The following is a 25,345-nucleotide window of genomic DNA, read 5'->3' on the forward strand; positions in this document are numbered from 1 at the left end:
GCGGTTGGAGTAGTCGATCAGGTTACGTCGCCCCGCGGTCGATTGCGGTCAGGAGACGGGCGGTTTACGCCGCGGTGATCCCTGCTACGCGGAAGGCGTGGAGCAGATCGCGGTGGCGGGTTCCGGACAGCGCCGCGGCGGCCTGGAGCAGGCGCGGGGCGAACCACTGCGGATCGCGGCGGGCGAGGGCCGCCGCCTCCTCCGCGGTGCGGACCCGGACGAAGGCGTCGAGCAGGGCGTCGGCCTCGCGGGTCCGGTCCGCCGCGCCGAGGGCGAGGGCCGCCTCGGCGATCTCGGCGGTGGGGCGGGCCACGCCCTGGCGCAGCAGCGCGTCGCTGTCGGCCTCCCGGCCTGCGCCGCCGAGGGCGGCCGCGGCCGCGGCGAGCCGCTCGGGCGGGAGCGATGCCGCCTCCCACAGCAGGGTGGCCCAGTCGGCCGCGAGCCCGGCGCGGGCCAGTTGGTCGGCGAGGCCGGGCAGCCGGTCCGCGCGCCAGGCGGCGGCCTCGCAGAGCAGCGCGTGCGCCTCGCCGCCACGCCCTTGCGCGCGCAGCGCGATCAGCTCGCCGACGACGGCCCGCGTGCTCCTCGCGGACGGCGCCGAGCGGGCCGCCGCTTCACCGGGCCCGGGGAGACCCTCGACCCCCCAGGCCCCCACCGGGTACGCCTCCCCCGGCTCAGGACCGTCGGCGATCCGGTCCCGGCCCCCCGAGCCGGACTCCCGGTACCCCGGCGCGACCGCTTGGGCCCAGTTCCCCGGGCCGAGCTCGCCGTACCGGGAGCCGACGAACCCGCCGGCCCCGGATACCGTCTCCCCCGGTTCATGACCGATGGCCGTGTGGGCCCAGACCCCCGGGCCGAGTTCGTCGCATCCGGACGCCACCGCCTCCCCCAGTTCAGGACCGTCGGCCATCTGGCCCCAGACCCCCGGGCCGGACTCCCCGTACCCCGGCGCGGCGAACCCGTCGGCCCCGGATGCCGTCTCCCCCGGTCCATGACCGGTGGCCGTGTGGATCCAGGCCTCAGGGCCCGGTTTGCCGGGCCCTGCCGGGGGCGCCCCGCCCCCCGCGCCCGGCCGGGGAGCGCCGGGTGTCGGGGTGGGCTGGTGGCCCGGTTCGCGAGCGGCCGGGGTGTCCTCTGGCATCGCGCCCGCCGGGCGGCCGAATCGGGCGCCCCGGGGAGCCGGGAGTTCGGGTTCGGGGCGGCCGAAGCGCGCCCCTCGCGGGGCGCGGCCCTCGCCGGGGGCGGTGTCACCGTCCGGGTGGCCCGGCGGTGGCGTGAAGGCCGGGGCTTCGGCGGCCGCCGAGCCCGCGTAGCGGGCGCCCCCGGCCCGCCGCGCGCCGCGCAGCCAGCGCCCCTCGGGCCGCCCGACCGGAACCTCGGCTTGAACAACCGGCGTCCCCGCCCGCCCGACCGGCACCTCAGCCTGAGCCAACGGCAGGTCCGCCCGCCCGACCGGCACCTCAGCCTGGGCCAACGGCAGGTCCGCCCGCCCGACCGGCACCTCAGCCTGGGCCAACGGCAGGTCCGCCGGAGCGGTTGGCGGGGCCAGGCCGGCCGGGCGTTGGCGGAGTACGGCGGGGAGGGGCCGTGGGGTGTCCGGGCCGGCGGGCCGTACCGAGTCGCCGGGGCCGGCTCGCAGGGCCGCCAGGCGGGCCGAGATGTCCTCGTGGCGGGCCGCGGCGCGGGCCGCGTCGTCCTGGGCCCAGGAGAGCTCCCGGGCCAGGGCGTCCGCCTCCGCCGGGTCGCCGGCGCCACCGAGCCGGGCCGTGAGGCTCCGCAGGGCCGCGCGCGCGTCCGCCCGCTGCGCGGCCGCCCCCGCGTACTGGGTCCGCAGCTCCTCCGTCCCGCCCGGGAGCCTGTCCCACGCGGTGACCGCCGCGGCCCGCAGCCGGGCCGCGTACACGGTCTCCCGCGCCCCGATCTGCTCGCCCCGCGTCGCCGTCAGGTCCCGCAGGAGCGACTCCACCACGTCCCACGGAGGTATCGCGGCCCCGTCGAGACAGGCCCGCAGCCCGTCCGGATCCCGGCGTAGGAATTCCCCGTACCAGCCTGCCCCAGGATCCAGCCTCTGGGTCAACCCACGTAAATATGCGGTGAGTTGACCGATCGCCGGCGAAGTCGCGGTCTCCATGACCGCATTGGACCCCACCTGTGTTACGGGCGGACTACGGACACCTCAAAGCTTGACGGCGATCGCGGTGTGCGGCCGCCGTCCCCGCCGCACCATCATCGCGGGCACGTCCACCGCCCAGAACTGCCACGTGTATTTGCGTGACATGAGCCCCCGCACCCTCCGCAGCCCCGCCTCGTCGAGCAGCCGGGCCTCGCCCTCCCGCACCGGCGCCCCCTCCTCCGTGCGCCCGCGCACGTCACAGGCGGCGACGGTGACCCGGCCGTCGTTGCGGATCCGCTTGACCTTCCACGAGTCGCTGCGCGTCCACACGTACAGCTCTCCGCCGTCGGTCACCGCCCACACCGGCGTCGCCACGGGCGTGCCGTCCTTGCGGAAGGTGGTGAGACTGACGTACTTCGCCCTGCCCAGCTCTTCGACATCCATACCGCGACCCTACGGTGCTGCCATCACGGTCCCGCCCGGCCCCCACCGTCCTTCGGGCCGCGAACGGCCCGCCCGTCGCCGCCGGGCGCGTCTTCGCGGAGGGCCCTGCCTCCCGGGTCCTCGGCGGGGGCCCCGCCGTCGGGGGCGGCGCAGGCGGCGAGGAGCAGGCCGCCCGCGAGGAGCGCGCCGAGGAGTCCGAAACCGAGTCGCTGGGGTGCGTTCGTGGCTGACACGCCTTCACGCTTGCCCCACGGCCCGGCGATTGCACCGCGGATTGGGCCGTACGGCCGCCGGTCGGACCTCAGACGGGCACGAGGGAGCAGCGCCGCATCACGTCGTCCAGGGAGAGCCCGAGCACCTCGGCGAGGGCGGCCACGGTGAAGAAGGCCGGGGTGGGCGCCCGGCCGGTCTCGATCTTGCGGAGGGTCTCCGCCGAGAGCCCGGCACCGGCCGCGATCTCGACCATGCTGCGCGCGCCTCGCGCCTCGCGCAGCAGCGCACCCAGGCGCTCGCCGCGCTCGCGCTCTTCCGGAGTCAGGGGGGTACGGACCATGTCCTCATCCTACCCCGCCCGCCAATAACTATCCCGTTAAAGTTATACCGGTATAGTTATTGGCATGGTGGAACTGAAGACGGAACAGTCGATCGACGAGATGCGCGCCGCCGGCCGCGTCGTGGCACATGCCCTGGCGGCCGTGCGGGAAGCCGCGCGGGTCGGGGTCTGCCTGCTGGATCTGGACCGGGTGGCCCGCGGCGTGCTCCGCGAGGCGGGCGCGACCTCGCCCTTCCTGGGCTACCGGCCGGAGTTCGCGCCCGTGCCCTTCCCCGCGGTGATCTGCACGTCGGTCAACGACGCCATCGTGCACGGCATCCCCGGCGGGTACCGGCTGCGCGACGGCGACCTGGTCAGCGTCGACTGCGGGGCCGGCCTCGGCGGCTGGGTCGGGGACGCGGCGGTCAGCTTCACCGTGGGCCGGCCCCGCCCCGCCGACCTGCGGCTCATCGCGACGGCCGAGGCGGCCCTCGCCGCGGGCATCGCGGCAGCCGTGCCCGGCAACAGGATCGGCGACATCGCCCACGCGGTCGGTACGGTCTGCCGCGCCGCCGGATACGGCATCCCCGACGGCTTCGGCGGCCACGGCGTGGGCCGCCACATGCACGAGGACCCGGGCGTGCCCAACGAGGGCCGTCCGGGGCGCGGCATGAAGCTGCGCCCCGGCATGGTCCTCGCGATCGAGCCGATGCTGACCGCGGGGGGTACGGACGACTACACCTGCGACGGGGACGGCTGGACCCTGCGCACCGCCGACGGCAGCCGCGCCGCGCACGCGGAGCACACGGTCGCGATCACCGCCGACGGCCCCAGGATCCTCACCGCCGTGTAGGTGCTACGGCTTCCCCTGCGGGTGGACGACCATGGCCGAGCCGCCGCCGCGGCGGCTCGTCTCGGCCGCCGCCAGCCAGCGCCCGTCCGGCAGGCGCTGCACGCCCGTCGCGGCGCCGATCTCCGGGTTCTGCCGGAAGCCCTGCCCGATCGCCTCCAGTTCGGCGCGCAGCGGGCTGTTCCACAGACCCGGCTCCAGCTCGGTGGTGGACTGGTTGCGCTGGCTGGCCCTGGGCGCGGCGATCGCGTCGACCAGCGGCAGGCCCCGGTCCAGGTGGCCGATCAGGGTCTGCAGGACGGTGGTGATGATGGTGGCGCCGCCCGGGGAGCCCACCGCGAGCACCGGCCGCCCGTGCTCCAGAACGATGGTCGGCGACACCGACGAGCGCGGCCGCTTGCCGGGACCGGGCAGGTTCGGGTCGGGGACACCCGGCGCGGCCGGGGCGAAGGAGAAGTCGGTCAGTTCGTTGTTGAGCAGGAAGCCGCGGCCCGGGACGGTGATCGCGCTGCCGCCGGTGGACTCGATGGTCAGGGTGTAGGACACCACGTTGCCCCAGCGGTCGGCGACCGTCAGGTGGGTGGTGTTCTCCCCCTCGTACGTGGTCGGCGCCGTCTGGCCGGTGGTGGCGCAGGGCACCGGGTCGCGCGGGTCTCCGGGGGCCAGCGGGCTGGTCAGCGCCTGGTCCGGCTTGATCAGGCAGGCGCGCGAGTCGGCGTACCGCTGGGAGAGCAGCTCCCGCGTCGGCACGTTCTCGGCGGCCGGGTCGCCGACCCAGCGGCCGCGGTCGGCGAAGGAGATCCGCGAGGCCTCGATGAAGCGGTGCAGGTACTGCGCCTCGGAAAGCTTCGAGAGGTCGGTGCGCTCGAGGATGTTCAGCGCCTCGCCGACGGTGGTGCCGCCGGAGGACGAGGGGGCGATGCCGTAGACGTCCAGGCCCCGGTAGCTCACCTGGGTCGGGGTCTGCCGCTTGGTCCCGTACGCGGTCAGGTCGCCGGCGGTCAGGTCGCCGGGCCGGACGTTGCGGGTGGCCGCGGGGTCCACCGGGGGCTTGCGGACGGCCTGGACGATGTCCTCCGCGATCGGGCCGCGGTAGAGCGCGCCGGTCCCCTTGCGGGCGAGTTCCGCGTACGTGGCGGCCAGGTCCGGGTTCTTGAAGGTGGAGCCGACCACGGGCAGGGCGCCGCCCGGCAGGAAGAGCTTCGCGGTGTCCGGGAAGTCCTTGAACCGGTCCTGGTTGAGCTCGGTCTGGGCGCGGAAGGTGGCGTCCACGGTGAAGCCGTCGCGGGCCAGTTTCTCAGCGGGCTTCAGCAGCTGTCCCAGCGGGCGGCTGCCCCAGGAGTCGAGGGCGCTCTTCCAGGTGGCGGGGGTGCCGGGGACGCCGACCCCGCGGCCGCTGGTCTGGCCCTCGGCGAAGGGGATGGGGACCCCGTTCTCCTGGAACAGCGTGGAGGTGGCCGTCGCGGGGGCGGTCTCGCGGCCGTCGATGGTGTGCACACGGCGGGAGCGGGCGTCGTAGTAGACGAAGTAGCCGCCTCCGCCGATGCCGGACGAGTAGGGCTCGGTGACCCCGAGCGCGGCGGCGGTGGCCACGGCCGCGTCCACGGCGTTGCCGCCGGAGCGCAGTACGGCGATGCCGGCCGCGGAGGCGTCGGCGTCGACGCTGGCGACGGCCCCGCCGTAGCCGACGGCGACGGGCACCTTGGCCGGGGTGGCCGCGGCGCCGGCGGCGGAGGGTGGCGCCGCGGCCCCGGTGGACACCAACGCCCCGGCGAGGGCGACGAGCGCGAGCTGACGTGCGGCGGGACCACGCATCCGGTACCTCCAGTCGACGGCCGGTCAGACCATGTCGCCGCAGCCTAACTTCACGGCACCCCCCGCGTCAGGAACGCCTTGTGACGGCTACCATCCGCCGCATGAACGACGACGTGCGCAACATCGTGCTCGGGGTGATGGCCACCGCGATCAGCGGTGGGTTCGGCTGGTTCTCCCGGACCTACCTCTGGCGCCGCGCGCTCCGCCGCAAGCAGGCCTTCTTCGGCCTGCCGACCGGATCCGACTGCCTCTTCGTGGTCAACCGGCAGATGGGCGGCACGGATTCGTCGCTGCACCGCAACGACGCCTTCGCGCTGCTGGAGATATCCGCCCTGATCAAGGACTGCGGGGCGAACGTCCAGATCGTCACCCACGACGGCGCCCGCCAGGGGTTCGGCGAACGGGCCGAGTTCTGCGTCGGCGGGCCTGCCTCCAACACCCGTACGACGGCGCACCTGACGTCCATGCTCCCGGGCGTGCAAGTCGACGTCGGCCTCGCCTCGGGTCACCCGGACCGCGGGGCGATCCGCATCGGGGAGGAGAGGTACCGCTGGGAGAAGGGGATGGTCGAGTACGTGCTGCTGGCGCGGCTGACGACCCGGCACGGCTCCCGGCCGGTGTTCCTGCTCTCCGGACAGACCGCCAACAGCAACCAGGCCGCCGCCCGCTACCTGGCCAAGCACCATGTGCGGCTGGCCCGCAAGTACGGCCGCGAGTCCTTCTGCCTCCTGCTGAAGGTCATCAACTCCGACGCGTACGGCCCGGACGTGACCGAGCTGGTGGCGGACGTCACCGGGCCGGCCCGGACACCCGCAGCGGCAGCCGGGTGATCTCGTTGATGAAGTTGGAGACCAGTCGCCGGGGCGGGCCCGCGAGTTCGGGCGGGGGCATGGCCGCACACCACTCCTCGTAGAAGGTGCGCAGCTGGAGCCGGGCGAAGTGGGCGCCGAGGCAGACGTGCGGGCCGTCCCCGAAGGAGACGTGCGGATTGGGGGTCCGGCCGAGGTCCAGGCGTCCGGGGTCGGTGAAGACGCGCTCGTCGTGGTTGGCGGAGGCGTGGAAGACCACCACCTTGTCCCCGGCCCGGATGTGCCGGCCGGCCAGCTCGGTGTCGACGGCTGCGGTGCGGCGGAAGCTGAGCACCGGCGGGTGGACGCGCAGGAGTTCGTCGACGGCCCGGTCCATCGGGGCCCGGCCCTCGGCGAGCGGGCGGTAGGCCTCCGGGGCGCGGGCCAGTGCGAGCAGGCCGCCGGGGGCCGCGCTGCGCACGGTGTCGTTGCCCGCGACGGTGAGCAGGAAGAAGAACATCTCCAGCTCGGCCGCCTCCAGTCCGGCCTGGGCGAGGGCCGTCATCACGTCGTCGCCGGGGTGCGCGCGCTTGTGGGCGGCCAGTTCCCGGGCGTACGCGAACATCTCGCCGAGCAGCGCCGGGGAGCGCGGGTTCAGCGGCTTGCCGTCCGGACCGAGCAGGGGCGCGGGCGCGTCCTCGGGATCCTGGTAGCCGATGATCCGTACGGTCCACTCCAGCAACAGGGCCCGGTCGGCGGGCGGGACGCCCAGCAGGTCGGTGAGGTTGAGCAGCGCGTACTCGTCGGTGACGGTGCGCACGAGGTCGGCGGCTCCGTCCTCGGCGCCGTCGCGGGCGGCGGCCAGGAGCGTGCGGGCCCGCTCGCGCACCCGGCCCGCGAAGGCGTCGACGCGGGCGGGGGTGAAGGCCCGGGAGACGAGCCGCCGCAGCCTGCCGTGGTCGCCGGCGGCCTTGTCCGGGTCCTGGTTGAGCATGGTGCGGCGCAGGAACGGCAGGTCGGCCGGGTCGGGGTCGCGGATCTGGGTGGCGCCCAGCCAGGAGGAGTACGTGCGGTGGTCGCGCAGCACGCGGACGACGTCGGCGTGCCGGGTGACGGCCCAGAAGCCGGGGCCGGCGGGCCAGCCGCCGATCTCGGGCTCCTCCTGCCAGGCCACGGGGTGCTTCTCGCGCAACAGCCGGTAGCGCTCGTGCGGGATGCCCTCGGCGTAGAGGCGGGGGTCGAAGACGTCGGGGACGTCCGCGGCGTGATCCATGGGGCCACCGTGACGGGTGCGCGGCCCGGCCGCAAGGGTGCGGCCGGCCGACACGTCAGCGCCGCGAATCGCACTCGGCGGACGGGAGGGCGGTGTCGGTGCCCTGCAGGGTGACCGGGCTGAGGGTGTCCGGCACGGCGGAGACGCCGACGGTGCACACCAGCTGGCTGCGCGCCAGTGCCGACAGATCGCCCACGGCGAACGGCACCCGGACCCTCACCCCCGCGCCCGGCGAGTACGCGCTCACCTCCACCACGTCAGCCTGCCCGGCGGGCAGCCGGGGCAGGCCCGTGGTGAGCCCGCCTTCCTGGGCCGGACCCATGGGGCCGTCCAGCAGCAGCCGCACGAGCGCCCCGGGTGCGATGGTGTAGCCGCCCTCGACCGTGAACGGGACCGGGACGAGCCGGTCACCCTCCTTGGAGAGGTAGTAGAGGACGACGGTCTTGCCGCCGGGGCTCTTGACGGTGGCGGGATGGCCGCTGTCGATCACCCCGGTGCGTTTGATGCCGCATCCGGCGAGCAGCAGGGCGCAGCCCGCCAGGACCGCCGTGGCCGCCGTGCCCCGGGACCTCGTCCTCCGCCCTGTCATGTGCGGGCCTCCAGCGGCATGTCGATCGTGAAGAGGGCTCCCCCGGATGGCCCGTTGCCCGCCCGGAGGGTGCCGCCGTGCAGGCGGACGTTCTCCAGGGTGATGGCGAGTCCGAGGCCGCTGCCGGCGGAGCGGGTGCGGGCTGCGTCCGCCTTGAAGAAGCGGTCGAAGATGTGCGGCAGCACCTCGGGGGCGATGCCGGGCCCGCTGTCGGCGACGTCGATCAGCAGGCGTTCGCCGGCCTCGCCGGGTGCGGTCCGTACGGTGACGCGTACGGGGGCGCCGCCGTGCCGCAGGGCGTTGCCGACGAGGTTGGCGAGGACCACGTCGAAGCGGCGCGGGTCGAGCCGGGCGCGTACGCGGTCGGGCAGCTCGGTGATGACGCGGTCGTCGACCCAGTGGCGTCGTTCGAGGGTCTTGCGCACGGCTTCGGCGATGTCCACGTCGTCGAGGTTGAGCTCGGCGGCCCGGGCGTCGAAGCGGGATATCTCCATCAGGTCCTCGACGAGGACGGCGAGTTTTCCGGTCTCCGAGCTGACCAGGCGCAGGGCTTTGGCCGTGTCGGGGTCGAGCTGCTCGGCGTCCTCGTCGAGGACCTCGGTGACGGCGAGCATTCCGGCGAGGGGGGTGCGCAGTTCGTGGGAGACGTCGGAGGCGAAGCGGCGGGCGCGGGTCTCCGCGTCCTGCAGCTCGCGCACGGACTGTTCCAGTGCGCGGGCGGTCTCGTTGAACGTGCGGGCGAGTCCGGCGAGTTCGTCGGCGCCCCGGACCTCGATGCGGGTGTCGAGGCGGCCGCGGCCCAGCCGCTGGGCGGCCCGGCGCATGTCCCGGACCGGCCGCAGCACGCTGCGGGCGGCCAGCAGCGCGGGGATGATGGCGATGGCCAGGCCGGGGACGGCGCCCTGCTTGGCGGCGTCGACCATGGCCTCGACGGTCTGCTTCTCGGTGGCGAGCGGGACGCTGGCGAAGAAGACGGCCCCGGTGGGTTCGGTGTAACCGTTGTGCTCGAAGAGGGCGGGGACGCCGATCGTGAGCCACGGATTGCCGCGCTGGTCCTCGACGCGCTGGAAGGCGGTGTACTGGTTGCTGCGGACCTTCTCGCGCAGGCTGTCGGTGATCACGGTGGAGGTGGGCGTGGCGGGGTTGGTGGAGGTGCGCAGACTGCCGTACTCGCCGAAGATGATCCACGGGTGGGGTTTGCCGCGCTTGCCGAGTTCGGTGACGACGCGCTGGAGCTCCTGCTGGTTCAGGGGGAGGCGGAGCTCCTGCTGCTCGACCTGGTCCCGCAGGGTGTTGACGGCGGTGTCCTGGGTCTGCTTGAGGATGGCGTTGCGCGCCTGCTGGTAGGTGAGCGCGGCCGTGCTCACCGCGCTGATCGCGGCGACCAGCAGGAAGGCCGCTATCAGACGGGTGCGCAGCCCGAGCGGGGCTATTCGTCGCACTTCGCGCCCCTACAGGGGACCGAAGCGGTAGCCGAAGCCGCGCACGGTCTGTATGTAGCGGGGGCTTGCGTCGGGGTCCTCGATCTTGTGGCGCAGGCGGCGCACGCAGGCGTCCACCAGCCGGGCGTCGGCGTGGTAGCTGTGGTCCCAGACGTATTCCAGGAGCTGCTGGCGGGAGAAGACCTGCTCGGGGGAGGCCGACAGGTGAAGCAGGAGCTTGATCTCGCTGGGGGCGAGGGCGATCCGCAGGCCGTTCTTGGCGACCGTGAGTCCGGCGCGGTCGATGGCCAGCTCCCCGTGTATCCCGACCTCGGGGCGCGCGCCCACCGGGTCGATGAGCCGGCGCAGCACGGCCTTGATGCGGGCCTCGATGACCTCGGTGCGGGCGGGTTTGACGATGTAGTCGTCGGCGCCGGCCTCCAGCCCGATGACGATGTCGAAGTCGTCGCCGCGCGCGGTGAGCATGATGATCGGCACCTCGCTGGTCTCGCGGATGCGGTGGCACACCTGGACGCCGTTGATCCCGGGCAGCATCAGGTCGAGCAGGACGAGCTCGGGACGGAAGGCCCCCATCAGCGCGAGGCCTTCCTCGCCCGTCTCGGCGGAGCTCACCTCATGGCCGCGGCGGCGCAGGCCGAGGCCCACGCCCTCCCGGATGGAAGGATCGTCCTCGATCAGCAGTACGCGTGGCATCCGGTCAGTATCCCAAGGTGTTCCGGGGCTTCTCCTCCCGCTACCGGCCGATCTTGCGCCGCAGGGAGTCCAGCTGGTCGGTGATCTCCGTCAGGCGCAGCGGCCCGGCGAGGAGAACGACGACGAGCAGCAGGGCGATGGTTCCCGCCCCGGCCGCCGCGAAGTCTCCGAACCGCTCGGCGGCCCGGGCGGCCGCGTACCCGGCGGCGGCCGCCGGCGCGCAGGCGGTCAGCAGCCGCAGGTGGGTCCGTACGGCGGTGGCGCGCCGTCCCGTACGGGTGCCCGTGCGCGGCCCGAGCCTGCGGGCGAGCGTGTACGCGGTGAGGGCGGCGCCCGCGGTGAAGGCGACGGAGGAGGCCGCGGCCATGCCGGTGACCGCCCAGCGCGGCGACAGCAGGAGGTAGGCGGCGCCCGACAGCCCGGCGTTCAGGGCGGCTATGGAGAGGTTGAGGAAGAAGGGAGTGCGGGTGTCGGAGAGGGCGTAGAAGCCGCGCGAGAGGACGTACTGCGCGGAGAAGGCGATCAGGCCGGGCGCGAAGGCCATCAGCATGCCCGCCATGACCTCGATGTCGTCGGGGCCGGTGCGCCCGTACCCGAAGACGCTGCCGGTGACCCAGGGGGCGAGGGCGGCGAAGACCGCGGCGGCGGGGACGACGAGGGCGGCGCTGGAGCGTAGCGCGTAGGAGACGTCGGCGCGGAGGGCGGTGAGGTCGCCGTCGGCCGCGGCCGAGCTCATCCTGGGCATCAGGGCGGTCACGAGGGAGACGGTGATGATGCCCTGCGGGACGATCCACAGCTGGTAGGCGTTGCTGTAGGCGGTGTAGCCGACGCCCTCCGCGAGGCCCGCCCTGACCGCGAGGTCCCCGGTGGTGGTGGAGAGCCGGGTCACCACCCAGTAGGCGATCTGGTTGGTGAGGACGAGCATCACCAGCCAGCCCGCGTTGCGCAGCGGGCGGGTGAGGCCGCTGCCGCGCCAGTCGAAGCGGGGGCGCCAGCGGAACCGGGCGGCGCGCAGCGAGGGGACGAGGGCGAGGGCCTGGATGACGATGCCCGCGGTGGTGCCGATCCCGAGGAGCCTGGTCTCGGCGGCCGTGAGGCCGTCCGGCGAGCCGTGGGAGACGTACAGGAAGAGCCCGAAGACACCGATGATCACGATGTTGTTGAGGACCGGGGTCCACATCATCGCGCCGAACCTGCCGCGGGCGTTGAGCACCTGCCCGAGCAGGGTGAACAGGCCGTAGAAGAGGATCTGCGGGAGGCAGAACCGGGCCAGGGCGACGGTGGTGCTCTGCTGCGCCCCGCTGTAGGGGGTGTACACGCCGACGATGAGCGGGGTGGCGAGGACCGCGACGGCGGTGAGCGCGACGAGCGCCACGGTGCAGGCGGTCAGCAGCCGGTCGGTGTACGCGGCCCCGCCGTCCTCGTGCTCCTTGGCGGCGCGTATCAGCTCGGGGACGAAGACGGCGTTGAGCGCGCCGCCGACGAGCAGCATGTACAGGATGTTCGGAACCGTGTTGGCGACGGCGTAGCTGTCCCCGAGCAGTCCGGTGCCCAGTGCCGCGACGACGACGGCGGAGCGGATGAAGCCGGTGGCGCGGGAGACGATCGATCCGGCCGCCATGAGCGCGCCGCTGCGCAGCACGGAGGTCCTACGCGGTGACGCCCCGGCGACGTCCGGAGTGTCCGGCCTGGTGGCGGTGGCCGTCACCGGCGGGCCAGGTAGGCCTGGAACGCCTTGTAGAGCGCCGTGTTGGCGACTCCGTCCATCGGTATCTCCCACTCTCCGAGCGTCTCGACGACCTGCCCGCCGGTGCCGAGCTTCCAGCGCAGCAACCCGAAAGAACGTTCGTCGGGGTCGAGAGTGGAGGGTACCCCCCGCATGTCGTATTCGTCGGCTCCGAGGGCATGTGCGTCGCACATCATGCGCCACTGAAGGGCGTTGCTGGGCCGCACGTCGCGCCGGTGGTCGGCGGAGGCGCCGGTCTGGTACCAGACCCGGTTCCCGGCGACGATCATCGTGTGGGCGGCGAGGACCTCGCCCTGGTGGACGCCGAGGTAGAGCCGCATCCGGCCGGGCTGCTCCTCGTTCAGGACCCGGTACTGCTGCTCGTAGTACGCGAGGGACCGCCCGAGCCGGAAGCCGTCGCGCTCCTCGGTGATCCGCAGCAGCCGGTAGAACTCGGGCAGGTCGTCAGCGGTGCCGACGACCGTCTGGACGCCGGCCTTCGCGGCCTTGCGCACGTTGCGCCGCCACTCCTGGTTCAGCCCCGACCACAGGTCGTCCCGGGAGCGGGCGGCCAGCGGCACGCGGAAGACGTGGCGGGGCTGGGCGTCGCCGTCGTCCTCGCCGCCGCACCGCTTCCAGCCGCGGGTGCGCAGCCGGTCGGCGAGAGCGGCACCCACCGCGTCGACCTCGGTGGCGAGCACGTCGGAGATCTGCCGGCCGGGCCCGGTGGCGGACTTGACGGTGGCAGCGTCCCAGCGGCGGTAGGCGGGGGTGGGGCCGATGCGGACGGCGAAGGCGCCACAGGCGCGCAGATGGCGCATGAGCGGGGTCAGCCAGCGGTCGACGCGCGGGTCGGACCAGTCGGCCACGGGCCCCTCGGGGAGGTACGCGAAGTATTTGCGGGTGCCGGGGAATTGGCGGTAGAGAACGAGCCCGGCGCCTTCGATCTCACCGCCCGGGTAGTGCCATCCGACCCTTTCCGCGCGCCAAAGGTCCTTCACACAGCCCCAGGACGGGTACTGGAGAAAACTCGCCTCACCGTGCCCGGCAAGAAATGCCCGGTATTCGGGGACAGTCAGGGCGCGCACCTGCAGTTCCTGGTCCTGGTCCTGCCGGGAGGGGGTCACGAGCAGTGCACACACGGCTGACGGCCTTCCTGTTCGTCCTGGCGAGTTGCTCACAGGACTCTCACAGCCGCCCGTGACCGAGGTGCGCGGCGAATGTGACCGGACGATGACCGTTTCGCTGCGGTCCACGTCACAACCGGAAGGACGGTCTTTTCGGCAGATTGTGCAACCTAGAGTCGTCCGGGGCGCATCTACAGGTGCGAACGGTCCTCACCGTCGATATCCGAAAGGGGCTTTCGTTGAGCCGCACACGCCGCACCGCCATGGCGGGCACCGCACTTCTGGCCGCCGCGCTGACCGCCTGTTCGGGCGGGGGTGACGGCGGGACGGCCAAGGCCGACATGAAGCCGAAGGCCGACATGGCGGTCTCGGTGAACCTGACGGGCGATCAGGTCAAGGCGGGCGAGCCCGTCACGGTGACCATCGCCGAGGGCAAGCTGGCCCAGGTGAAGGTGGCCGACGCCAAGGGCGCGGAGCTGCCGGGGAAGATATCCGACGACGGCCGGACCTGGACCTCGCAGCGCAACGCCGCCCCCGGCGCGGAGTACAAGGTCGAGGCCCAGAACACCGAGAGCCAGAGCGCCACCGCGCAGTTCAAGACCAGCGCCGCCGACAAGGTGAACAAGGTCTCGATCAACATACCCAAGGGCAGCGCGGTGGGCGTGGCGATGCCGGTCTCGATCGTCTTCGACAACCCGGTGGCGAACAAGGCCGAAGTGGAGAAGCAGCTCAAGGTCACCACCTCGAACAACACCGAGGGTTCCTGGGGCTGGATCAAGGACTACTCCGGCAACGACCGTATCGACTGGCGGCCCAAGGAGTACTGGAAGTCCGGCACGGACGTGAAGGTCGAGATGAACCTGAACGGCGTGGACTCCGGCAAGGGCAGCGGCCTCTTCGCCAAGGACTACAACACCGAGTTCAAGATCGGCAAGGACCGCCGGATCGAGGTCAGTCTCGACACCAAGAAGATGTCGGTGACCGAGGACGGCCAGGCGCTCAAGGCGATCCCGATTTCGGCGGGCACTCCGGGCGGCAAGAAGGCTTCGTGGTCCGGGAAGATGGTGATCATGACCAAGGAGGGCACCATCCGGATGGACTCCCAGACGGTGGGCCTGGACGACGCCTACGACAAGATGGTCGACTACTCGATGCGGCTCACCTGGTCCGGCATGTACGCGCACGCCGCACCGTGGAACAGCGGCAACTTCGGCCGCGCCAACGCCAGTTCCGGCTGCGTGGGGATGAGCGACGCGGACGCCAGGGACCTCTTCGCGGCGTCCCAGGTCGGCGACCCCTTCGAGGTGGTCGGCTCCGGCTCCAAGGGCAACGCGGACCTCGGCAACGGCTACGGCGAGTGGAACCTGTCCTGGGACCAGTGGAAGGCCAAGAGCGCCCTGTCCGGCACCCCGCAGAACGGCTGACCGGGGCCTTTCACGCCTGACTCTCGTTCAATTGTTACCACCACGTAACTCACTCGTGGGTTACCTCCGGTAAGCGCCCCCGTTACCGTCGGGTCACTTTGGCAACCCGGCGTACGCGAGGAGCGATTGATGCAACGCACCACCACCGCAGCAGCCGTGGCGTCCCTCCTGGCGGCAGCCGCCCTGGGCCTGGCCCCCCACCAGGCCCGGGCGGCTCCCGCACCCGCCGCGACGATCACCGCCGACGCCTCGTCGGAGCTGCGCTTCCACGACATCCCCGGATCCGGCGGCATCACCCTCAAGGGCAACGTCTTCACGCCGGCGGGCGCCGAGGCCGGCCGGAAGTACCCGCTGATCGTGCTCCCCACCAGCTGGGGCATGCCGCAGATCGAATACATCGCCCAGGCCGAGCAGCTCGCCGACTCCGGCTACGTCGTGGTCAGCTACACCTCCCGCGGCTTCTGGCTCTCCGGCGGCCAGATCGAGGTGGCCGGCCCGCCGGACATCGCCGACGTATCGGCCGTCATCGACTGGGCCCTGGCCCACACCGCCGCCGATCCGGACCACATCGGCCTCGGCGGGGTCTCGTACGGCGCGGGCATCGCCCTGCTCGCGTCCGCGCACGACCCGCGGGTCAAGGCCGTGGTCGCGCTCAGCGGCTGGGCGAACCTGATCGAGTCCATCTACTCCGGCCGCACCCAGCACGTCCAGGCCGCCGGGATGCTCGGCGCCGCCGGCTTCCTCACCGGCCGCCCCGGCCCCGAACTCCAGTCGGTCCTCGGCGACTTCCTCGGCTCCCGGCTGGACCGCGAGCAGCAGATGATCGAGTGGGGCAAGAAGCGCTCGGCCTCCGAGCAGGTGGACCGGATCAACGCCAACGGCGCCGCGATCATGCTGGGCAACGCCTGGGGCGACACCATCTTCCCGCCCAACCAGTACGCGGAGTTCTTCGAGAGACTGACCGGCCCCAAGCGGCTGGAGTTCCGCCCGGGCGACCACGCCACCGCCGAGGCGACCGGCCTGCTGGGCCTGCCGGGCGACACCTGGACCGACGCCCACCGCTGGTTCGACCGCTACCTCAAGGGCGAGCGCAACGGCGTCGACACCGAGGCGCCCGTGCGACTGAAGTCCCGCAGCGACGGCGGGTACGAGGGCTACGCCGACTGGAAGTCGGTCGGCGCCGCCGGCACCGAGAAGCTCCCGCTGTCCGACAGCGAGCACCTCTTCGCCAATGTGGACTCCGGCGCCAACGGCGGCGTGATCTTCCTCTCCAGCATCCTCGACCAGCTCGTCAAGGCGCCCCCGGTCGCCTCCGTCCCGCTCCTCCCCCGCGCCTTCGCCGCCGTGTGGCAGTCCGGGCGCTACGACGAGCCGCGCCGGGTCCGCGGCACGGTGGAGGTGCACACCACCGTCACCTCCACCAAGGGCGACGGCACCTTCGTCGCCTACCTCTACGACGTCGGCCCGCTCGGCATCGGCAAGCTCGTCAGCAACGCCCCCTACACCTTCCACGGCCGCACCCCCGGGCAGGCCTTCGGCGTGGACCTGGAGCTGTTCTCCACCGCCTACGACGTGCCCGCGGGCCACCGGCTCGCCCTGGTCATCGACACCGTCGACCCGCTCTACATCGAGCACAACCCCACCGGCGCGCAGCTGACCTTCTCCTCGCCGGGCGCCGATCCCAGTTACGTCTCGGTGCCGCTGCGCGAGCAGTGATCCGCGGCTGCTGCCGTGCGGGGTGGCCCTGCTGAGGGATCGGTGGGGACCCCCTCAGTGCTTGAGGATCTTGGACAGGAAATCCTTGGCGCGGTCGCTCTCGGGGGCGGTGAAGAACTCCTCCGGGGTCCGGTCCTCGACGATCCTGCCGTCGGCCATGAACACGACGCGGTTGGCGGCGGATCGGGCGAAGCCCATCTCGTGGGTGACCACGACCATGGTCATGCCCTCACGGGCGAGCTGCTGCATGACCTCCAGCACCTCGTTGATCATCTCCGGGTCGAGTGCGGAGGTGGGCTCGTCGAAGAGCAGAGCCTTGGGGTTCATGGCGAGGGCGCGTGCGATGGCCACGCGCTGCTGCTGGCCGCCGGAGAGCTGGGCGGGGAACTTGGGGGCCTGGTCGGCGAGGCCGACGCGCTCCAGGAGTTCCCGGGAGCGTTTCTCCGCCTCGTCCTTCCTGCGGCCGCGGACCTTGATCTGGGCGAGCGAGACGTTGGCGAGTACCGTCTTGTGCGCGAAGAGGTTGAAGGACTGGAAGACCATCCCGACCTCGGCGCGCAGCTGGGCCAGGTCCTTTCCCTCCGCGGGCAGTGGCTTCCCGTCGAGCAGGATGGTGCCGGATTCGATGGTCTCCAGCCGGTTGATCGCCCGGCACAGGGTCGACTTCCCGGAGCCGGAGGGGCCGATGACGACCACGACCTCGCCGCGGTCGACGGTGAGGTTGATGTCCCGGAGGACGTGTAACTGCCCGAAGTGTTTGTTGACGTCCCGCAGCTCGATCAACGGATCGACGACCATGTGCTGCCCTGCCCACTTGTCGGTGTGTCGAGTCCAGGCAAACTAACCAGCCCGGGAAGGGCACTTCCCTTCGACACGCCTAAAGGCGACATAAAGATCGCCTCCGGTCACCCCTCGGAGGCCTCCGCGTACGCCTGGCTGAGCTCGGGGGATCCCGTCATCGCCCAGGACACCCCCGACTCGATCACGTTCAGCTCACGGCCCGAGGCCAGCCGGATCACCGGCTGCCCGTTGGGCCACACCTGCCAGCCGGCTCCGGGGATGGTACGGATGATCACGGTCCCGAGGTAGAAGCCCGCGTCGTTGCCGAGCCACGGGACGGCCTCGGGATCCCGCCGCCAGCGGGGCATCAGCTGGTCGAGAGCCTCCAACGAGGCCTGGCTCTCGTCGAGTTCGAGCCCGGCCGCCCTCGCCTGGACGCGCAGCATCTCGCACTCCGAGAACAACTCGGCGACGCCCTCGGGATCATCGGCGAGCGCGGCGGCGAGACCCGCACCACGTTCCGTTTCGTGCCGGTTCAGCCAGTTGGCCAGGAAGCGGATGTTCATACCGACCAGCGTCGCACCACGATCCGCCGCTGGCCACAGGGCGCGCTAGGCCGTCTCGTGCGGATCATGGCCGGCGCGCGGCGCGCCATCCGCAGGAAACGGCCTGGATCCGTCGGCCCGGATCCGGACCGATTCCTACCGGTCGAGATCCAGGTCCACGACGACCGGCGCGTGGTCGGACGCGCCCTTGCCCTTGCGTTCCTCGCGGTCGACGTAGGCGTCGGTGACGGCCTTGCTGAAGGCCTCGTTCCCGTACACGAGGTCGATGCGCATGCCCCTGTTCTTGGGGAAGGCGAGCTGGCGGTAGTCCCAGTACGTGTAGGGGCGGTCGTACTTGAGGGGGCGCGGCAGCACGTCGGAGAGCCCGGCGGCCCGCAGCGCCTCCAGGGCGGCGCGCTCGGCGGGGGTGACGTGGGTGAGGCCCTCGAAGACGGCCGGGTCGTAGACGTCCTCGTCGGTCGGGGCCACGTTGAAGTCGCCGAGCACCGCGAAGGGGCGGGGGCCGGCCGCGTCCTCGGCGATGGCCGTGGTCAGGGAGCGGAACCAGTTCAGCTTGTAGCCGTAGTGGTCGTGCGCGACCTCCCGGCCGTTGGGCACGTAGACCGACCAGAGGCGCACGCCGCCGCAGGTGGCGGAGATCGCGCGGGGCTCCTGGATCCCCTCGTAGTCGGGCCCGTCGGGCAGCCCCAGGACCACGTCGTCCATGCCGACCTTGGAGACCAGGGCGACACCGTTCCACCGGCCGGTTGCGTTGACGGCCGCCTTGTAACCCAGCTCGCGCAGCTCGGCGTGCGGGAACTGCTCCGCGGAGCACTTGGTCTCCTGGACGCACAGGACATCGGTGCCGGTGCTCTCCAGCCAGGCCAGCAGGCGCGGAAGCCGGGCGGTGATGGAGTTGACGTTGAACGTGGCGATACGCATACGTCCCAACCTACCGCCCGGCACCGACATCACAGATCGGCGGCTTCCCCGGCGGTGAGTCGGCCGTGGTCCGCGCCGCCCAGGCTGTCCAGGGCCCTGTCGTAGATCGGCCGGGCGATGTCGGACAGGTACGCGTCGTGGATGTCGATGGCCCGCCGCGGCTTGACCTCACGGAGGTAGTCGATCACCTCGGAGACCTTGTTCCAGGGGGCGTGCACCGGGAGCATCAGCGTCTCCACGGCCGCGTCGGGCACGGTCAGCGCGTCCCCGGGGTGGAACAGCGAACCGTCCACGAGGTAGCCGACGTTGGTGACCTGCGGGATGTCCGGGTGGATCACGGCGTGCAGCTCGCCGTGCACCTGGACCTCGAAACCGGCGGCGGTGAAGGTGTCGCCGTGCCCCACGGTGTGCACCCGGCCCGGATAGGCGGGGGCCAGCTGCCGCGCCACGCTGCGCAGGGTCCACAGGCCCGCCGCCGGGTTGGCGTCGAGCGCGGCCCGCAACCGGCCCTCCTCGAAGTGGTCGGGGTGCTCGTGCGTGACCAGCAGGGCGTCCGCCCCCAGGCCCGCGTCCGGTTCGCTGAAGGCGCCCGGGTCGATGACGAGCGTGCGCCCGTCCTTCTCCAGCTGGACGCAGGAGTGCAGCCGCTTGGTGAGCTTCATGATCCCAGGCTAAGGGCTGTCCCCACCGCTACGGGGTCGTCGTCGACACCACGTAGACCTTGGGGTGGTCGGGCTTCGTGAGGTCGACCGTGATGTCCCGGGTGGGACGCGGGTCCGGCTGCTCCAGGGTGATCTCGTACCAGGTGGAGTCCGGGCTCCAGCTCCAGCCCGCGACCTCGGAGTCGTGCGGGGAGATCGCGACCCCGGGAGTCAGCGCATCCCGGCTGGTGCCCACGTCGGCCAGGAAGGCGTCCAGGTCGGCGGGGGTGACCGCGAACGCCGTGAAGAGCCGGCTGGTGCGCCAGTTGTTGGTCTCCAGGAACCCGACCCGCCAGGCCTTGGGCGGGATGGGGACCTCGTAGATGCTGCGCTGCACCTTCGAGGGCCAGCCGGGACGCACCTTGGACGCGCCGATCTTGGCGGCTTTGTCGCGGCCGCTCTCACGGCTCTGCTGGGTGGAGACGGCGAGGTAACCCGCGGGTACGCCGACCAGCAGCAGGATGATGATCGCGGTGATCCAGCGGCGCTTGACGACGTGCCCGCGGTCCTCCGCGGCGGGCTGCGGCGTGCCTCCCTCGTCGGGGGCGGGCGCCTGGTGGGGCAGGGTGGGCGGGGTCACTGCTCGTTCTGGTCCTTGGAGTCCGTGGGGCCGGTGGCGAGGCGCCGGCCCAGCTGCGCGTAGCGCTCGTAGCGCTCGACCCGGCGGCGCGTGGCGCGGCGGAAGCGACGGGCGACGAGCCGGGCGAGGTCGGCGGCTCCGACCATACCCGCCTCGGGGCCGAGCTGGGCCTTGGCGATCCGGGCCTCGGGGCGGTAGCCGCGGCCCGTGAGGTGGCGCCGGAAGGCGTCCCGGGCGGGTCCGATCAGCAGGTCGTCGGCGGCGCTGACGCCGCCGCCGATGACGAAGCAGGACGGGTCGAGGGCGGCGGCGAGGTTGGCGATGCCCACCCCGAGCCACTGGCCGATGTCCTGGAGCAGCTCGACGCACATGGCGTCGCCCTCGCGGGCCAGCTCGGTGATGAGCGGCCCGGTGATCTCCGAGACGTTGCCGCCGACCCTGGCGATGATGTTGTACGCGACCGGGGAGTCGGCCGCGGCGAGCTCGCGGGCCTCGCGGACCAGGGCGTTGCCCGAGCTGTACTGCTCCCAGCAGCCGCGGTTGCCGCAGGGGCAGCGGTGGCCGCCGGGGACGACCTGCATGTGGCCGAACTCGCCGGCGACCCCGTACCGGCCGCGCTTGACCTGGCCGCCTTCGAGGATGGCCCCGCCGATGCCGGTGCCCAGAGTGATCATGACGAGGTGGTCCTCGCCGCGCCCCGCGCCGAAGCGCCATTCCGCCCACGCCGCGGTGTTGGCATCGTTGTCGACCATGACCGGGACCGCGAGCCGGGACTGGAGGGCGTCGCGCAGCGGCTCGTCGCGCCAGGCCAGGTGGGGTGCGAAGAGGACGCGGGAGCGGTCGGCGTCGACCCAGCCGGCCGCCCCGATGCCCACCGCGTGCACGTCGTGCCGGTCGGAGAGGTCCAGCACCAGCTCGACGATGGTGTCCTCGACGACCTTGGCGCTCTTGGACTTGTCCGGCGTCTCGGCGCGGATCTTCTCCAGGATGACGCCGTCGGCGTCGACGACGCCGGCCATCACCTTGGTGCCGCCGATGTCGATGCCGACGGTCGGGACGCGCGGGGCGGTCAGGTGCGACCGGCGCTCACGGGTCCCGACGGTCCGCAGGACGGTGCCTCGCGCCGACCCGCGGTGGGCGAGCGTGAAGTCCCGGTACGTGCTCATCGAGTCGTCTCGCCCCTGTCGGAGGAAGTGGAACCGGAATCCGGATCGGCTGCGCCGGATGCGGCGCCTGAGCCTGATTCTGCCACTCGCTCCAGTTCGTGGCTCAGTTCGTCGAGCTCGGAGCCGCCCGCCATCTGCCGGGTGAGCTCGTCCAGGGTGATCGAGTCGCGGGTGTGGCTGCCCGCCATGGTGCCGCGCTTGAGGAGCACGAACCGGTCGCCGACCAGGTGCGCGTGGTGCGGGTTGTGGGTGATCAGCACCACGCCGAGGCCCGCGTCGCGGGCGGCGGCGACGTACTTGAGGACCACGCCGGACTGCTTGACGCCGAGGGCGGCGGTCGGCTCGTCGAGTACGAGGACCTTCGCGCCGAAGTGCACGGCGCGGGCGATGGCCACGCATTGCCGCTCGCCGCCGGACAGGGTGCCGATGGGCTGGTCGACGTCGCGCAGGTCGATGCCCATGCGCAGCAGCTCGGCGCGGGTGGTCGCGCGCATGTGGTCCACGTCGAGGCGGCGGAGCGGGCCGCGGCCCCTGGTCGGCTCGGAGCCGAGGAAGAAGTTCCGCCAGACCGGCATGAGCGGGACGACTGCGAGGTCCTGGTAGACGGTGGCGATGCCGCGGTCGAGGGCCGCGCGCGGGTTGGCGAGCACGGTCTCCTCCCCCTCGATCTCGAAGGAGCCGGCGTCGTGCTGGTGAAGCCCGGCGATGATCTTGATGAGGGTGGACTTGCCGGCGCCGTTGTCGCCGAGGACACAGGTGATCTCGCCCGCCGCGACCTCCAGGGAGACCCCTTGGAGAGCACGGATGTTCCCGTAGTACTTGCTGACCCCGGTGAGCTTCACCAGGGCGGTCGCGTCCTTCACGGTCACTTGCTCTCCTCCGCCCGCTTGCGGACCCATGCGTTGAGCAGCGTCGCGAGCAGCAGCATCGCGCCGAGGAAGAACTTGAACCAGTCCGGGTTCCACTGGGCGTAGACGATGCCGTTGCTGGTCATGCCGAAGATGAAGGCGCCGACCGCCGAGCCGATGGCGGAGCCGTAGCCGCCGGTCATCAGGCAGCCGCCGATGACGGCCGCGATGATGTAGAGGAACTCGTTGCCGACGCCCTCGCCCGACTGGACCACGTCGAACGAGAAGAGGATGTGCTGGCCGGAGATCCAGGCGCACAGGGCGACGCCCATGTAGAGGCCGATACGGGTCTTCACGACGGGGACACCGGTCGCGCGGGCCGCGTCGGCCCCGCCGCCCACCGCGAAGATCCAGTTCCCGGCGCGGGTGCGCAGCAGGATCCAGGTGGCGACGGCGACCAGGGCCAGCCACCACAGGATGGTCACCTTCAGGGTGACCGAGCCGATGTTCCACTGCGAGGCGAAGAGGGCGCGCGCGGAGGAGAAGCCCTCCATGTCGGCGATGCTCTTGGTGGAGACGGAGCCGCTGATCAGTTTGGTGAACCCGAGGTTCAGGCCGGTCAGCATCAGGAAGGTGCCGAGCGTGATGATGAAGCTGGGCAGCTTGGTACGGGTCAGCATGAAGCCGTTGAAGAAGCCCACGGCCAGGGTGACCAGCAGGGAGACCAGGACGCCGACCCAGACGTTGGCCGTCATCTGGTAGCTGAACATCGAGCTCACCAGCGCCGAGGTGGTGACCATGACACCGGCGGACAGGTCGAACTCGCCGCCGATCATCAGCAGGGCCACCGGGACGGCCATGATCCCGATGGTGGAGGCCGAGTACAGCACCGTGCTGAGGCTGGAGGCCCGCAGGAAGCTGTCGGCGGCGAAGGAGAAGAAGACGAAGACGGCGGCCGCACCGACCACGGCGCCCAGCTCGGGGCGGCCCAGCAGCCTGCGGACCACGGACGCCGGCGCGAGCCGTTCGTCGGCGGCGGGGGCGGCGGTGCTCATCGGCTGCCCCGCTTGATGAACTCCTCCAGCTTGGCCGACTCCGCGGCCGTGACGATCTGCGGTCCGGTGAGCACCGGGCGGCCGCCGCCGAGCACGTCCGCGTTGTAGCGGTAGAGCCAGAGCAGGTCGATCGCCTCGTATCCCTGGAGGTAGGGCTGCTGGTCGACGGCGAAGCCGAGGGCACCGGACTTCAGGTCGCGGGCGACGGATTCGTTGAGGTCGAAGGTGTCCACCTCGGCCTTGCTGCCCGCCGCGTCCTTCGCCTTGACGGCGGTGGGGGCGAAGGGCGCGCCGAGGGTGAGGATCGCGTCGACGGAGGGGTCGGCCTGGAGCTTGGCCTGGAGGGCCGACTGGACGGAGGGCATGTTGGTGCCCTCGACGTACAGGTTCTCCATCGTGCCGCCGAAGGTCTTCTTCGCCCCGGCGCAGCGCTGCTCGTGCCCCACGTTGCCCTGCTCGTGCAGGACGCAGACGGCCTTCTTGCGGCCGCGCTTCGTCAGCTCGGTGCCGACCGCCTCGCCCGCGATCTCCTCGTCCTGGCCGATGTGGGTCAGCGCCCCGTACTCGGCGGACTGGGCGGAGCCGGAGTTGACCGTGACCACCGGGATGCCTGCCTTGACGGCCTTGGCGATGACGTCCTTGAGGGCTTCCGGCTTGGCGAGGCTCACGATGATCCCGTCGACCTTCTGGTCGATGGCGTTCTGCACGAACTGCGCCTGCTGTTGTGCCTGGTCGTCGTGGGCGTAGACGAAGTTGATGTTGTCCTTCGCCGCGGCCTCCTTGGCGCCCTTCTGGACGATGTCCCAGAAGGTGTCGCCGTCGCCCGCGTGCGTGACCATCGCGAAGGTCCAGCGCGGGGTGGACACGGCCGGCCGGCCCGCCGCGGCGGCCTTCGCCCGCTCCTCGGCGCGCTTGCCGCCCGTGCTGCTGCAGCCCGCGAGCGAGGCTCCCAGTACCGCCGCGAGCACGGCGCCCACGACGCGCACCCCTGTCCGAACCCTAGCCACGTCGCCGCGTCCTTCCCTCGTCCGTCGTCCGTCATGATTCGGTCATTCCGGTTCCAGCCGCCCAGTATCCGCCACAGTGGACCATGAAGGGCCATCGGGGCATGCGCGGGCAGATTGACAGGTCCCCCGTACGGGGTCACGTTGAGTGCATGCGCATCGGGCTCATCGGGACGGGCCGGATCGGCTCGTTCCACGCGGCGGCGCTGGCCCGCCAAGCGGACGCGGGTTCGCTCCTGCTCGCCGACGCCGACCCCGCGCGGGCGGCGCGCCTGGCCGACCGGCTCGGGGCCACCGCCGCGCCCTCCGTGGAGCAGGTCTTCACCTGGGGCGTGGACGCGGTGGTCGTGGCCTGCTCGACCGAGGGCCACGCCGAGCTGGTCGTACGGGCGGTACGCGGCGGCCTGCCGGTGTTCTGCGAGAAGCCGGTGGCTCCGGACCTGGCCCGCACCCTCGCCGCGCTGCGCGAGGTGGAAGCCGGCCGCGGCGTGCTCCAGCTGGGCTTCATGCGCCGCTTCGACGCGGGTTACCGCACGGCCCGGGAGCTGGTCCGCTCGGGCGCCCTGGGGCGGCTGCACACCGTACGGACGATGACGGCCGATCCCGCTCCGCCGGCCGCCCCGTACCTGGCGACCTCGGGCGGCCTGTACCGGGACTGCCTGGTGCACGACTTCGACATGGTCCGCTGGGTGACCGGGCACGAGGTGACGGAGGTGTACGCGGCGGGGTCGGACGCGGGGCCGGCGCAGTTCCGCGAGACGGGCGACATCGACACGGCGGCGGCCGTGCTGTCGCTGGACGACGGCACGCTCGTCACCTCGACCGGCAGCCGGATCAACGGCGCCGGGTACGACGTGCGGATGGAGCTGGCCGGGGAGCTCGACCAGGTCTCCGCCGGGCTGGACGACCGTACGCCGATCGCCTCCACCGAGCCGCACGGCCCACCCCCGGCCAGCAAGCCGTGGACGGGATTCCTGGAGCGCTTCGCCCCGGCGTACGAGGCGGAGCTGGCGGCCTTCGTGCGCCTGGTGCGCGGCGAGGGGCCGAACCTCTGCGACGGCCGGGAGGCGCTCGCCGCGTTCCGGGTCGCGGAGGCGTGCGAGCTCTCGCGCCGGGAGCGGCGCCGGGTCCGGCTGGAGGAGCTGCCGGATCTGTGAGCGGCTTCCGCGGCCGGTGCGACTGCTGAGGCCCC

Annotated in this window: 25 protein-coding genes; 5 read left to right on the plus strand and 20 right to left on the minus strand. The window is 72.3% G+C overall.

The genetic code is table 11. The features are described 5' to 3' along the window. Positions 1-64: 64 nt before the first annotated feature. The 4 genes from AB0D48_RS06585 to AB0D48_RS06600 form a co-directional block, all read right to left on the minus strand. A complete protein-coding gene (locus AB0D48_RS06585) occupies positions 65-2,077 on the minus strand; it encodes a hypothetical protein (protein ID WP_362391462.1) in 2,013 nt (670 codons plus the stop codon). Positions 2,078-2,176: 99 nt separating this feature from the next. After that, complete coding sequence (locus AB0D48_RS06590; RefSeq protein ID WP_362391464.1) at positions 2,177-2,557, minus strand: PPOX class F420-dependent oxidoreductase; 381 nt, start codon at positions 2,555-2,557, stop codon at positions 2,177-2,179. A 23-nt stretch (positions 2,558-2,580) separates the two neighbouring features. Then, positions 2,581-2,790 carry a hypothetical protein gene (locus AB0D48_RS06595; RefSeq protein WP_362391466.1) on the minus strand — a complete coding sequence of 70 codons (210 nt, stop codon included), beginning with the start codon at positions 2,788-2,790 and terminating at the stop codon, positions 2,581-2,583. A 68-nt stretch (positions 2,791-2,858) separates the two neighbouring features. After that, positions 2,859-3,110 carry a helix-turn-helix transcriptional regulator gene (locus tag AB0D48_RS06600; protein WP_328928552.1) on the minus strand — a complete coding sequence of 84 codons (252 nt, stop codon included), beginning with the start codon at positions 3,108-3,110 and terminating at the stop codon, positions 2,859-2,861. 64 nt (positions 3,111-3,174) lie between these two features. On the opposite strand from AB0D48_RS06600, the gene map reads away from it, so the two are divergent. Next, on the plus strand, positions 3,175-3,942 hold the full coding sequence (gene map / locus AB0D48_RS06605; RefSeq protein WP_362391468.1) for a type I methionyl aminopeptidase: 768 nt from the start codon (positions 3,175-3,177) through the stop codon (positions 3,940-3,942). A gap of 3 nt (positions 3,943-3,945) precedes the next feature. Here map and ggt read toward each other — a convergent pair whose 3' ends face one another. Next, positions 3,946-5,754 carry a gamma-glutamyltransferase gene (ggt, locus tag AB0D48_RS06610; protein ID WP_362391470.1) on the minus strand — a complete coding sequence of 603 codons (1,809 nt, stop codon included), beginning with the start codon at positions 5,752-5,754 and terminating at the stop codon, positions 3,946-3,948. 101 nt (positions 5,755-5,855) lie between these two features. On the opposite strand from ggt, the gene AB0D48_RS06615 reads away from it, so the two are divergent. Further along, positions 5,856-6,584 carry a hypothetical protein gene (locus AB0D48_RS06615; RefSeq protein ID WP_362391472.1) on the plus strand — a complete coding sequence of 243 codons (729 nt, stop codon included), beginning with the start codon at positions 5,856-5,858 and terminating at the stop codon, positions 6,582-6,584. Here AB0D48_RS06615 and AB0D48_RS06620 read toward each other — a convergent pair. The 6 genes from AB0D48_RS06620 to AB0D48_RS06645 form a co-directional block, all read right to left on the minus strand. Beyond that, a complete protein-coding gene (locus AB0D48_RS06620) occupies positions 6,544-7,815 on the minus strand; it encodes a cytochrome P450 (RefSeq protein ID WP_362391474.1) in 1,272 nt (423 codons plus the stop codon). The two genes, AB0D48_RS06615 and AB0D48_RS06620, sit on opposite strands and share 41 nt — an antisense overlap. 55 nt (positions 7,816-7,870) lie before the next feature. Then, positions 7,871-8,404: a hypothetical protein gene (locus AB0D48_RS06625; RefSeq protein ID WP_362391476.1), complete on the minus strand. Its 534-nt coding sequence runs from the start codon at positions 8,402-8,404 to the stop codon at positions 7,871-7,873. After that, positions 8,401-9,846: a HAMP domain-containing sensor histidine kinase gene (locus tag AB0D48_RS06630; protein ID WP_362391478.1), complete on the minus strand. Its 1,446-nt coding sequence runs from the start codon at positions 9,844-9,846 to the stop codon at positions 8,401-8,403. Before AB0D48_RS06630 ends, AB0D48_RS06625 begins: the two co-directional genes overlap by 4 nt. Positions 9,847-9,855: 9 nt before the next feature. Further along, entirely contained in the window at positions 9,856-10,539 is a 684-nt protein-coding gene (locus tag AB0D48_RS06635) for a response regulator transcription factor (RefSeq protein ID WP_362391480.1), read from the minus strand. A gap of 40 nt (positions 10,540-10,579) precedes the next feature. Then, positions 10,580-12,181 (minus strand): murein biosynthesis integral membrane protein MurJ, encoded by a 1,602-nt coding sequence (gene murJ / locus AB0D48_RS06640; protein ID WP_362391482.1) that lies wholly within the window; start codon positions 12,179-12,181, stop codon positions 10,580-10,582. 62 nt (positions 12,182-12,243) lie between these two features. Further along, on the minus strand, positions 12,244-13,407 hold the full coding sequence (locus AB0D48_RS06645; RefSeq protein ID WP_362391484.1) for a peptidoglycan bridge formation glycyltransferase FemA/FemB family protein: 1,164 nt from the start codon (positions 13,405-13,407) through the stop codon (positions 12,244-12,246). 248 nt (positions 13,408-13,655) lie between these two features. On the opposite strand from AB0D48_RS06645, the gene AB0D48_RS06650 reads away from it, so the two are divergent. Further along, positions 13,656-14,816: an Ig-like domain-containing protein gene (locus AB0D48_RS06650; RefSeq protein ID WP_362391717.1), complete on the plus strand. Its 1,161-nt coding sequence runs from the start codon at positions 13,656-13,658 to the stop codon at positions 14,814-14,816. A gap of 129 nt (positions 14,817-14,945) precedes the next feature. Then, entirely contained in the window at positions 14,946-16,532 is a 1,587-nt protein-coding gene (locus AB0D48_RS06655) for a CocE/NonD family hydrolase (protein WP_362391486.1), read from the plus strand. Between the two features lie 54 nt (positions 16,533-16,586). Here the strand turns inward: AB0D48_RS06655 and AB0D48_RS06660 are convergent, their stop codons facing one another. The 9 genes from AB0D48_RS06660 to AB0D48_RS06700 form a co-directional block, all read right to left on the minus strand. Next, positions 16,587-17,330: an amino acid ABC transporter ATP-binding protein gene (locus tag AB0D48_RS06660; protein WP_362391489.1), complete on the minus strand. Its 744-nt coding sequence runs from the start codon at positions 17,328-17,330 to the stop codon at positions 16,587-16,589. A 107-nt stretch (positions 17,331-17,437) separates the two neighbouring features. Further along, complete coding sequence (locus AB0D48_RS06665) at positions 17,438-17,878, minus strand: DUF6278 family protein (RefSeq protein ID WP_362391491.1); 441 nt, start codon at positions 17,876-17,878, stop codon at positions 17,438-17,440. Between the two features lie 135 nt (positions 17,879-18,013). Then, the gene (locus tag AB0D48_RS06670) at positions 18,014-18,799 is read right to left on the minus strand and encodes an exodeoxyribonuclease III (RefSeq protein WP_362391493.1); all 786 of its coding nucleotides are present in this window, start codon (positions 18,797-18,799) and stop codon (positions 18,014-18,016) included. 29 nt (positions 18,800-18,828) lie between these two features. Next, positions 18,829-19,461, minus strand: coding sequence for an MBL fold metallo-hydrolase (locus AB0D48_RS06675; RefSeq protein ID WP_362391495.1), 633 nt, complete (start codon positions 19,459-19,461; stop codon positions 18,829-18,831). A gap of 28 nt (positions 19,462-19,489) precedes the next feature. After that, positions 19,490-20,080, minus strand: a complete 591-nt coding sequence (locus tag AB0D48_RS06680) for a hypothetical protein (protein WP_362391497.1) — start codon at positions 20,078-20,080, stop codon at positions 19,490-19,492. Beyond that, positions 20,077-21,246, minus strand: a complete 1,170-nt coding sequence (locus tag AB0D48_RS06685; protein ID WP_362391499.1) for an ROK family glucokinase — start codon at positions 21,244-21,246, stop codon at positions 20,077-20,079. The genes AB0D48_RS06680 and AB0D48_RS06685 overlap by 4 nt, the downstream gene beginning before the upstream one ends. Next, positions 21,243-22,145, minus strand: coding sequence for an ATP-binding cassette domain-containing protein (locus tag AB0D48_RS06690; protein ID WP_362391502.1), 903 nt, complete (start codon positions 22,143-22,145; stop codon positions 21,243-21,245). The genes AB0D48_RS06685 and AB0D48_RS06690 overlap by 4 nt, the downstream gene beginning before the upstream one ends. Then, positions 22,112-23,149, minus strand: coding sequence for an ABC transporter permease (locus AB0D48_RS06695; RefSeq protein WP_362391504.1), 1,038 nt, complete (start codon positions 23,147-23,149; stop codon positions 22,112-22,114). The genes AB0D48_RS06690 and AB0D48_RS06695 overlap by 34 nt, the downstream gene beginning before the upstream one ends. Further along, positions 23,146-24,156 (minus strand): sugar ABC transporter substrate-binding protein, encoded by a 1,011-nt coding sequence (locus AB0D48_RS06700; RefSeq protein ID WP_362391506.1) that lies wholly within the window; start codon positions 24,154-24,156, stop codon positions 23,146-23,148. Before AB0D48_RS06700 ends, AB0D48_RS06695 begins: the two co-directional genes overlap by 4 nt. Positions 24,157-24,305: 149 nt before the next feature. Between AB0D48_RS06700 and AB0D48_RS06705 the strand changes: the two genes are divergently transcribed. Further along, positions 24,306-25,310: a Gfo/Idh/MocA family oxidoreductase gene (locus AB0D48_RS06705; protein ID WP_362391508.1), complete on the plus strand. Its 1,005-nt coding sequence runs from the start codon at positions 24,306-24,308 to the stop codon at positions 25,308-25,310. Positions 25,311-25,345: the final 35 nt, after the last annotated feature.

It is taken from the genome of Streptomyces sp. NPDC048269, assembly GCF_040652395.1.
Classification (GTDB): Bacteria; Actinomycetota; Actinomycetes; order Streptomycetales; family Streptomycetaceae; genus Streptomyces.

Bases quoted from the DNA above. Each gene is read 5' to 3' on its own strand.
- AB0D48_RS06635 (WP_362391480.1), bottom strand. From the start codon at position 10,539: ATGCCACGCGTACTGCTGATCGAGGACGATCCTTCCATCCGGGAGGGC.
- AB0D48_RS06625 (WP_362391476.1), bottom strand. From the start codon at position 8,404: ATGACAGGGCGGAGGACGAGGTCCCGGGGCACGGCGGCCACGGCGGTC.
- AB0D48_RS06660 (WP_362391489.1), bottom strand. From the start codon at position 17,330: ATGGTCGTCGATCCGTTGATCGAGCTGCGGGACGTCAACAAACACTTC.
- ggt (WP_362391470.1), bottom strand. From the start codon at position 5,754: ATGCGTGGTCCCGCCGCACGTCAGCTCGCGCTCGTCGCCCTCGCCGGG.
- map (WP_362391468.1), top strand. From the start codon at position 3,175: ATGGTGGAACTGAAGACGGAACAGTCGATCGACGAGATGCGCGCCGCC.
- AB0D48_RS06590 (WP_362391464.1), bottom strand. From the start codon at position 2,557: ATGGATGTCGAAGAGCTGGGCAGGGCGAAGTACGTCAGTCTCACCACC.
- AB0D48_RS06690 (WP_362391502.1), bottom strand. From the start codon at position 22,145: ATGGGTCCGCAAGCGGGCGGAGGAGAGCAAGTGACCGTGAAGGACGCG.
- AB0D48_RS06665 (WP_362391491.1), bottom strand. From the start codon at position 17,878: ATGAACATCCGCTTCCTGGCCAACTGGCTGAACCGGCACGAAACGGAA.
- AB0D48_RS06695 (WP_362391504.1), bottom strand. From the start codon at position 23,149: ATGAGCACCGCCGCCCCCGCCGCCGACGAACGGCTCGCGCCGGCGTCC.
- AB0D48_RS06650 (WP_362391717.1), top strand. From the start codon at position 13,656: ATGGCGGGCACCGCACTTCTGGCCGCCGCGCTGACCGCCTGTTCGGGC.
- AB0D48_RS06675 (WP_362391495.1), bottom strand. From the start codon at position 19,461: ATGAAGCTCACCAAGCGGCTGCACTCCTGCGTCCAGCTGGAGAAGGAC.
- AB0D48_RS06670 (WP_362391493.1), bottom strand. From the start codon at position 18,799: ATGCGTATCGCCACGTTCAACGTCAACTCCATCACCGCCCGGCTTCCG.
- AB0D48_RS06685 (WP_362391499.1), bottom strand. From the start codon at position 21,246: ATGAGCACGTACCGGGACTTCACGCTCGCCCACCGCGGGTCGGCGCGA.
- AB0D48_RS06600 (WP_328928552.1), bottom strand. From the start codon at position 3,110: ATGGTCCGTACCCCCCTGACTCCGGAAGAGCGCGAGCGCGGCGAGCGC.
- AB0D48_RS06705 (WP_362391508.1), top strand. From the start codon at position 24,306: ATGCGCATCGGGCTCATCGGGACGGGCCGGATCGGCTCGTTCCACGCG.
- AB0D48_RS06655 (WP_362391486.1), top strand. From the start codon at position 14,946: ATGCAACGCACCACCACCGCAGCAGCCGTGGCGTCCCTCCTGGCGGCA.
- AB0D48_RS06615 (WP_362391472.1), top strand. From the start codon at position 5,856: ATGAACGACGACGTGCGCAACATCGTGCTCGGGGTGATGGCCACCGCG.
- AB0D48_RS06620 (WP_362391474.1), bottom strand. From the start codon at position 7,815: ATGGATCACGCCGCGGACGTCCCCGACGTCTTCGACCCCCGCCTCTAC.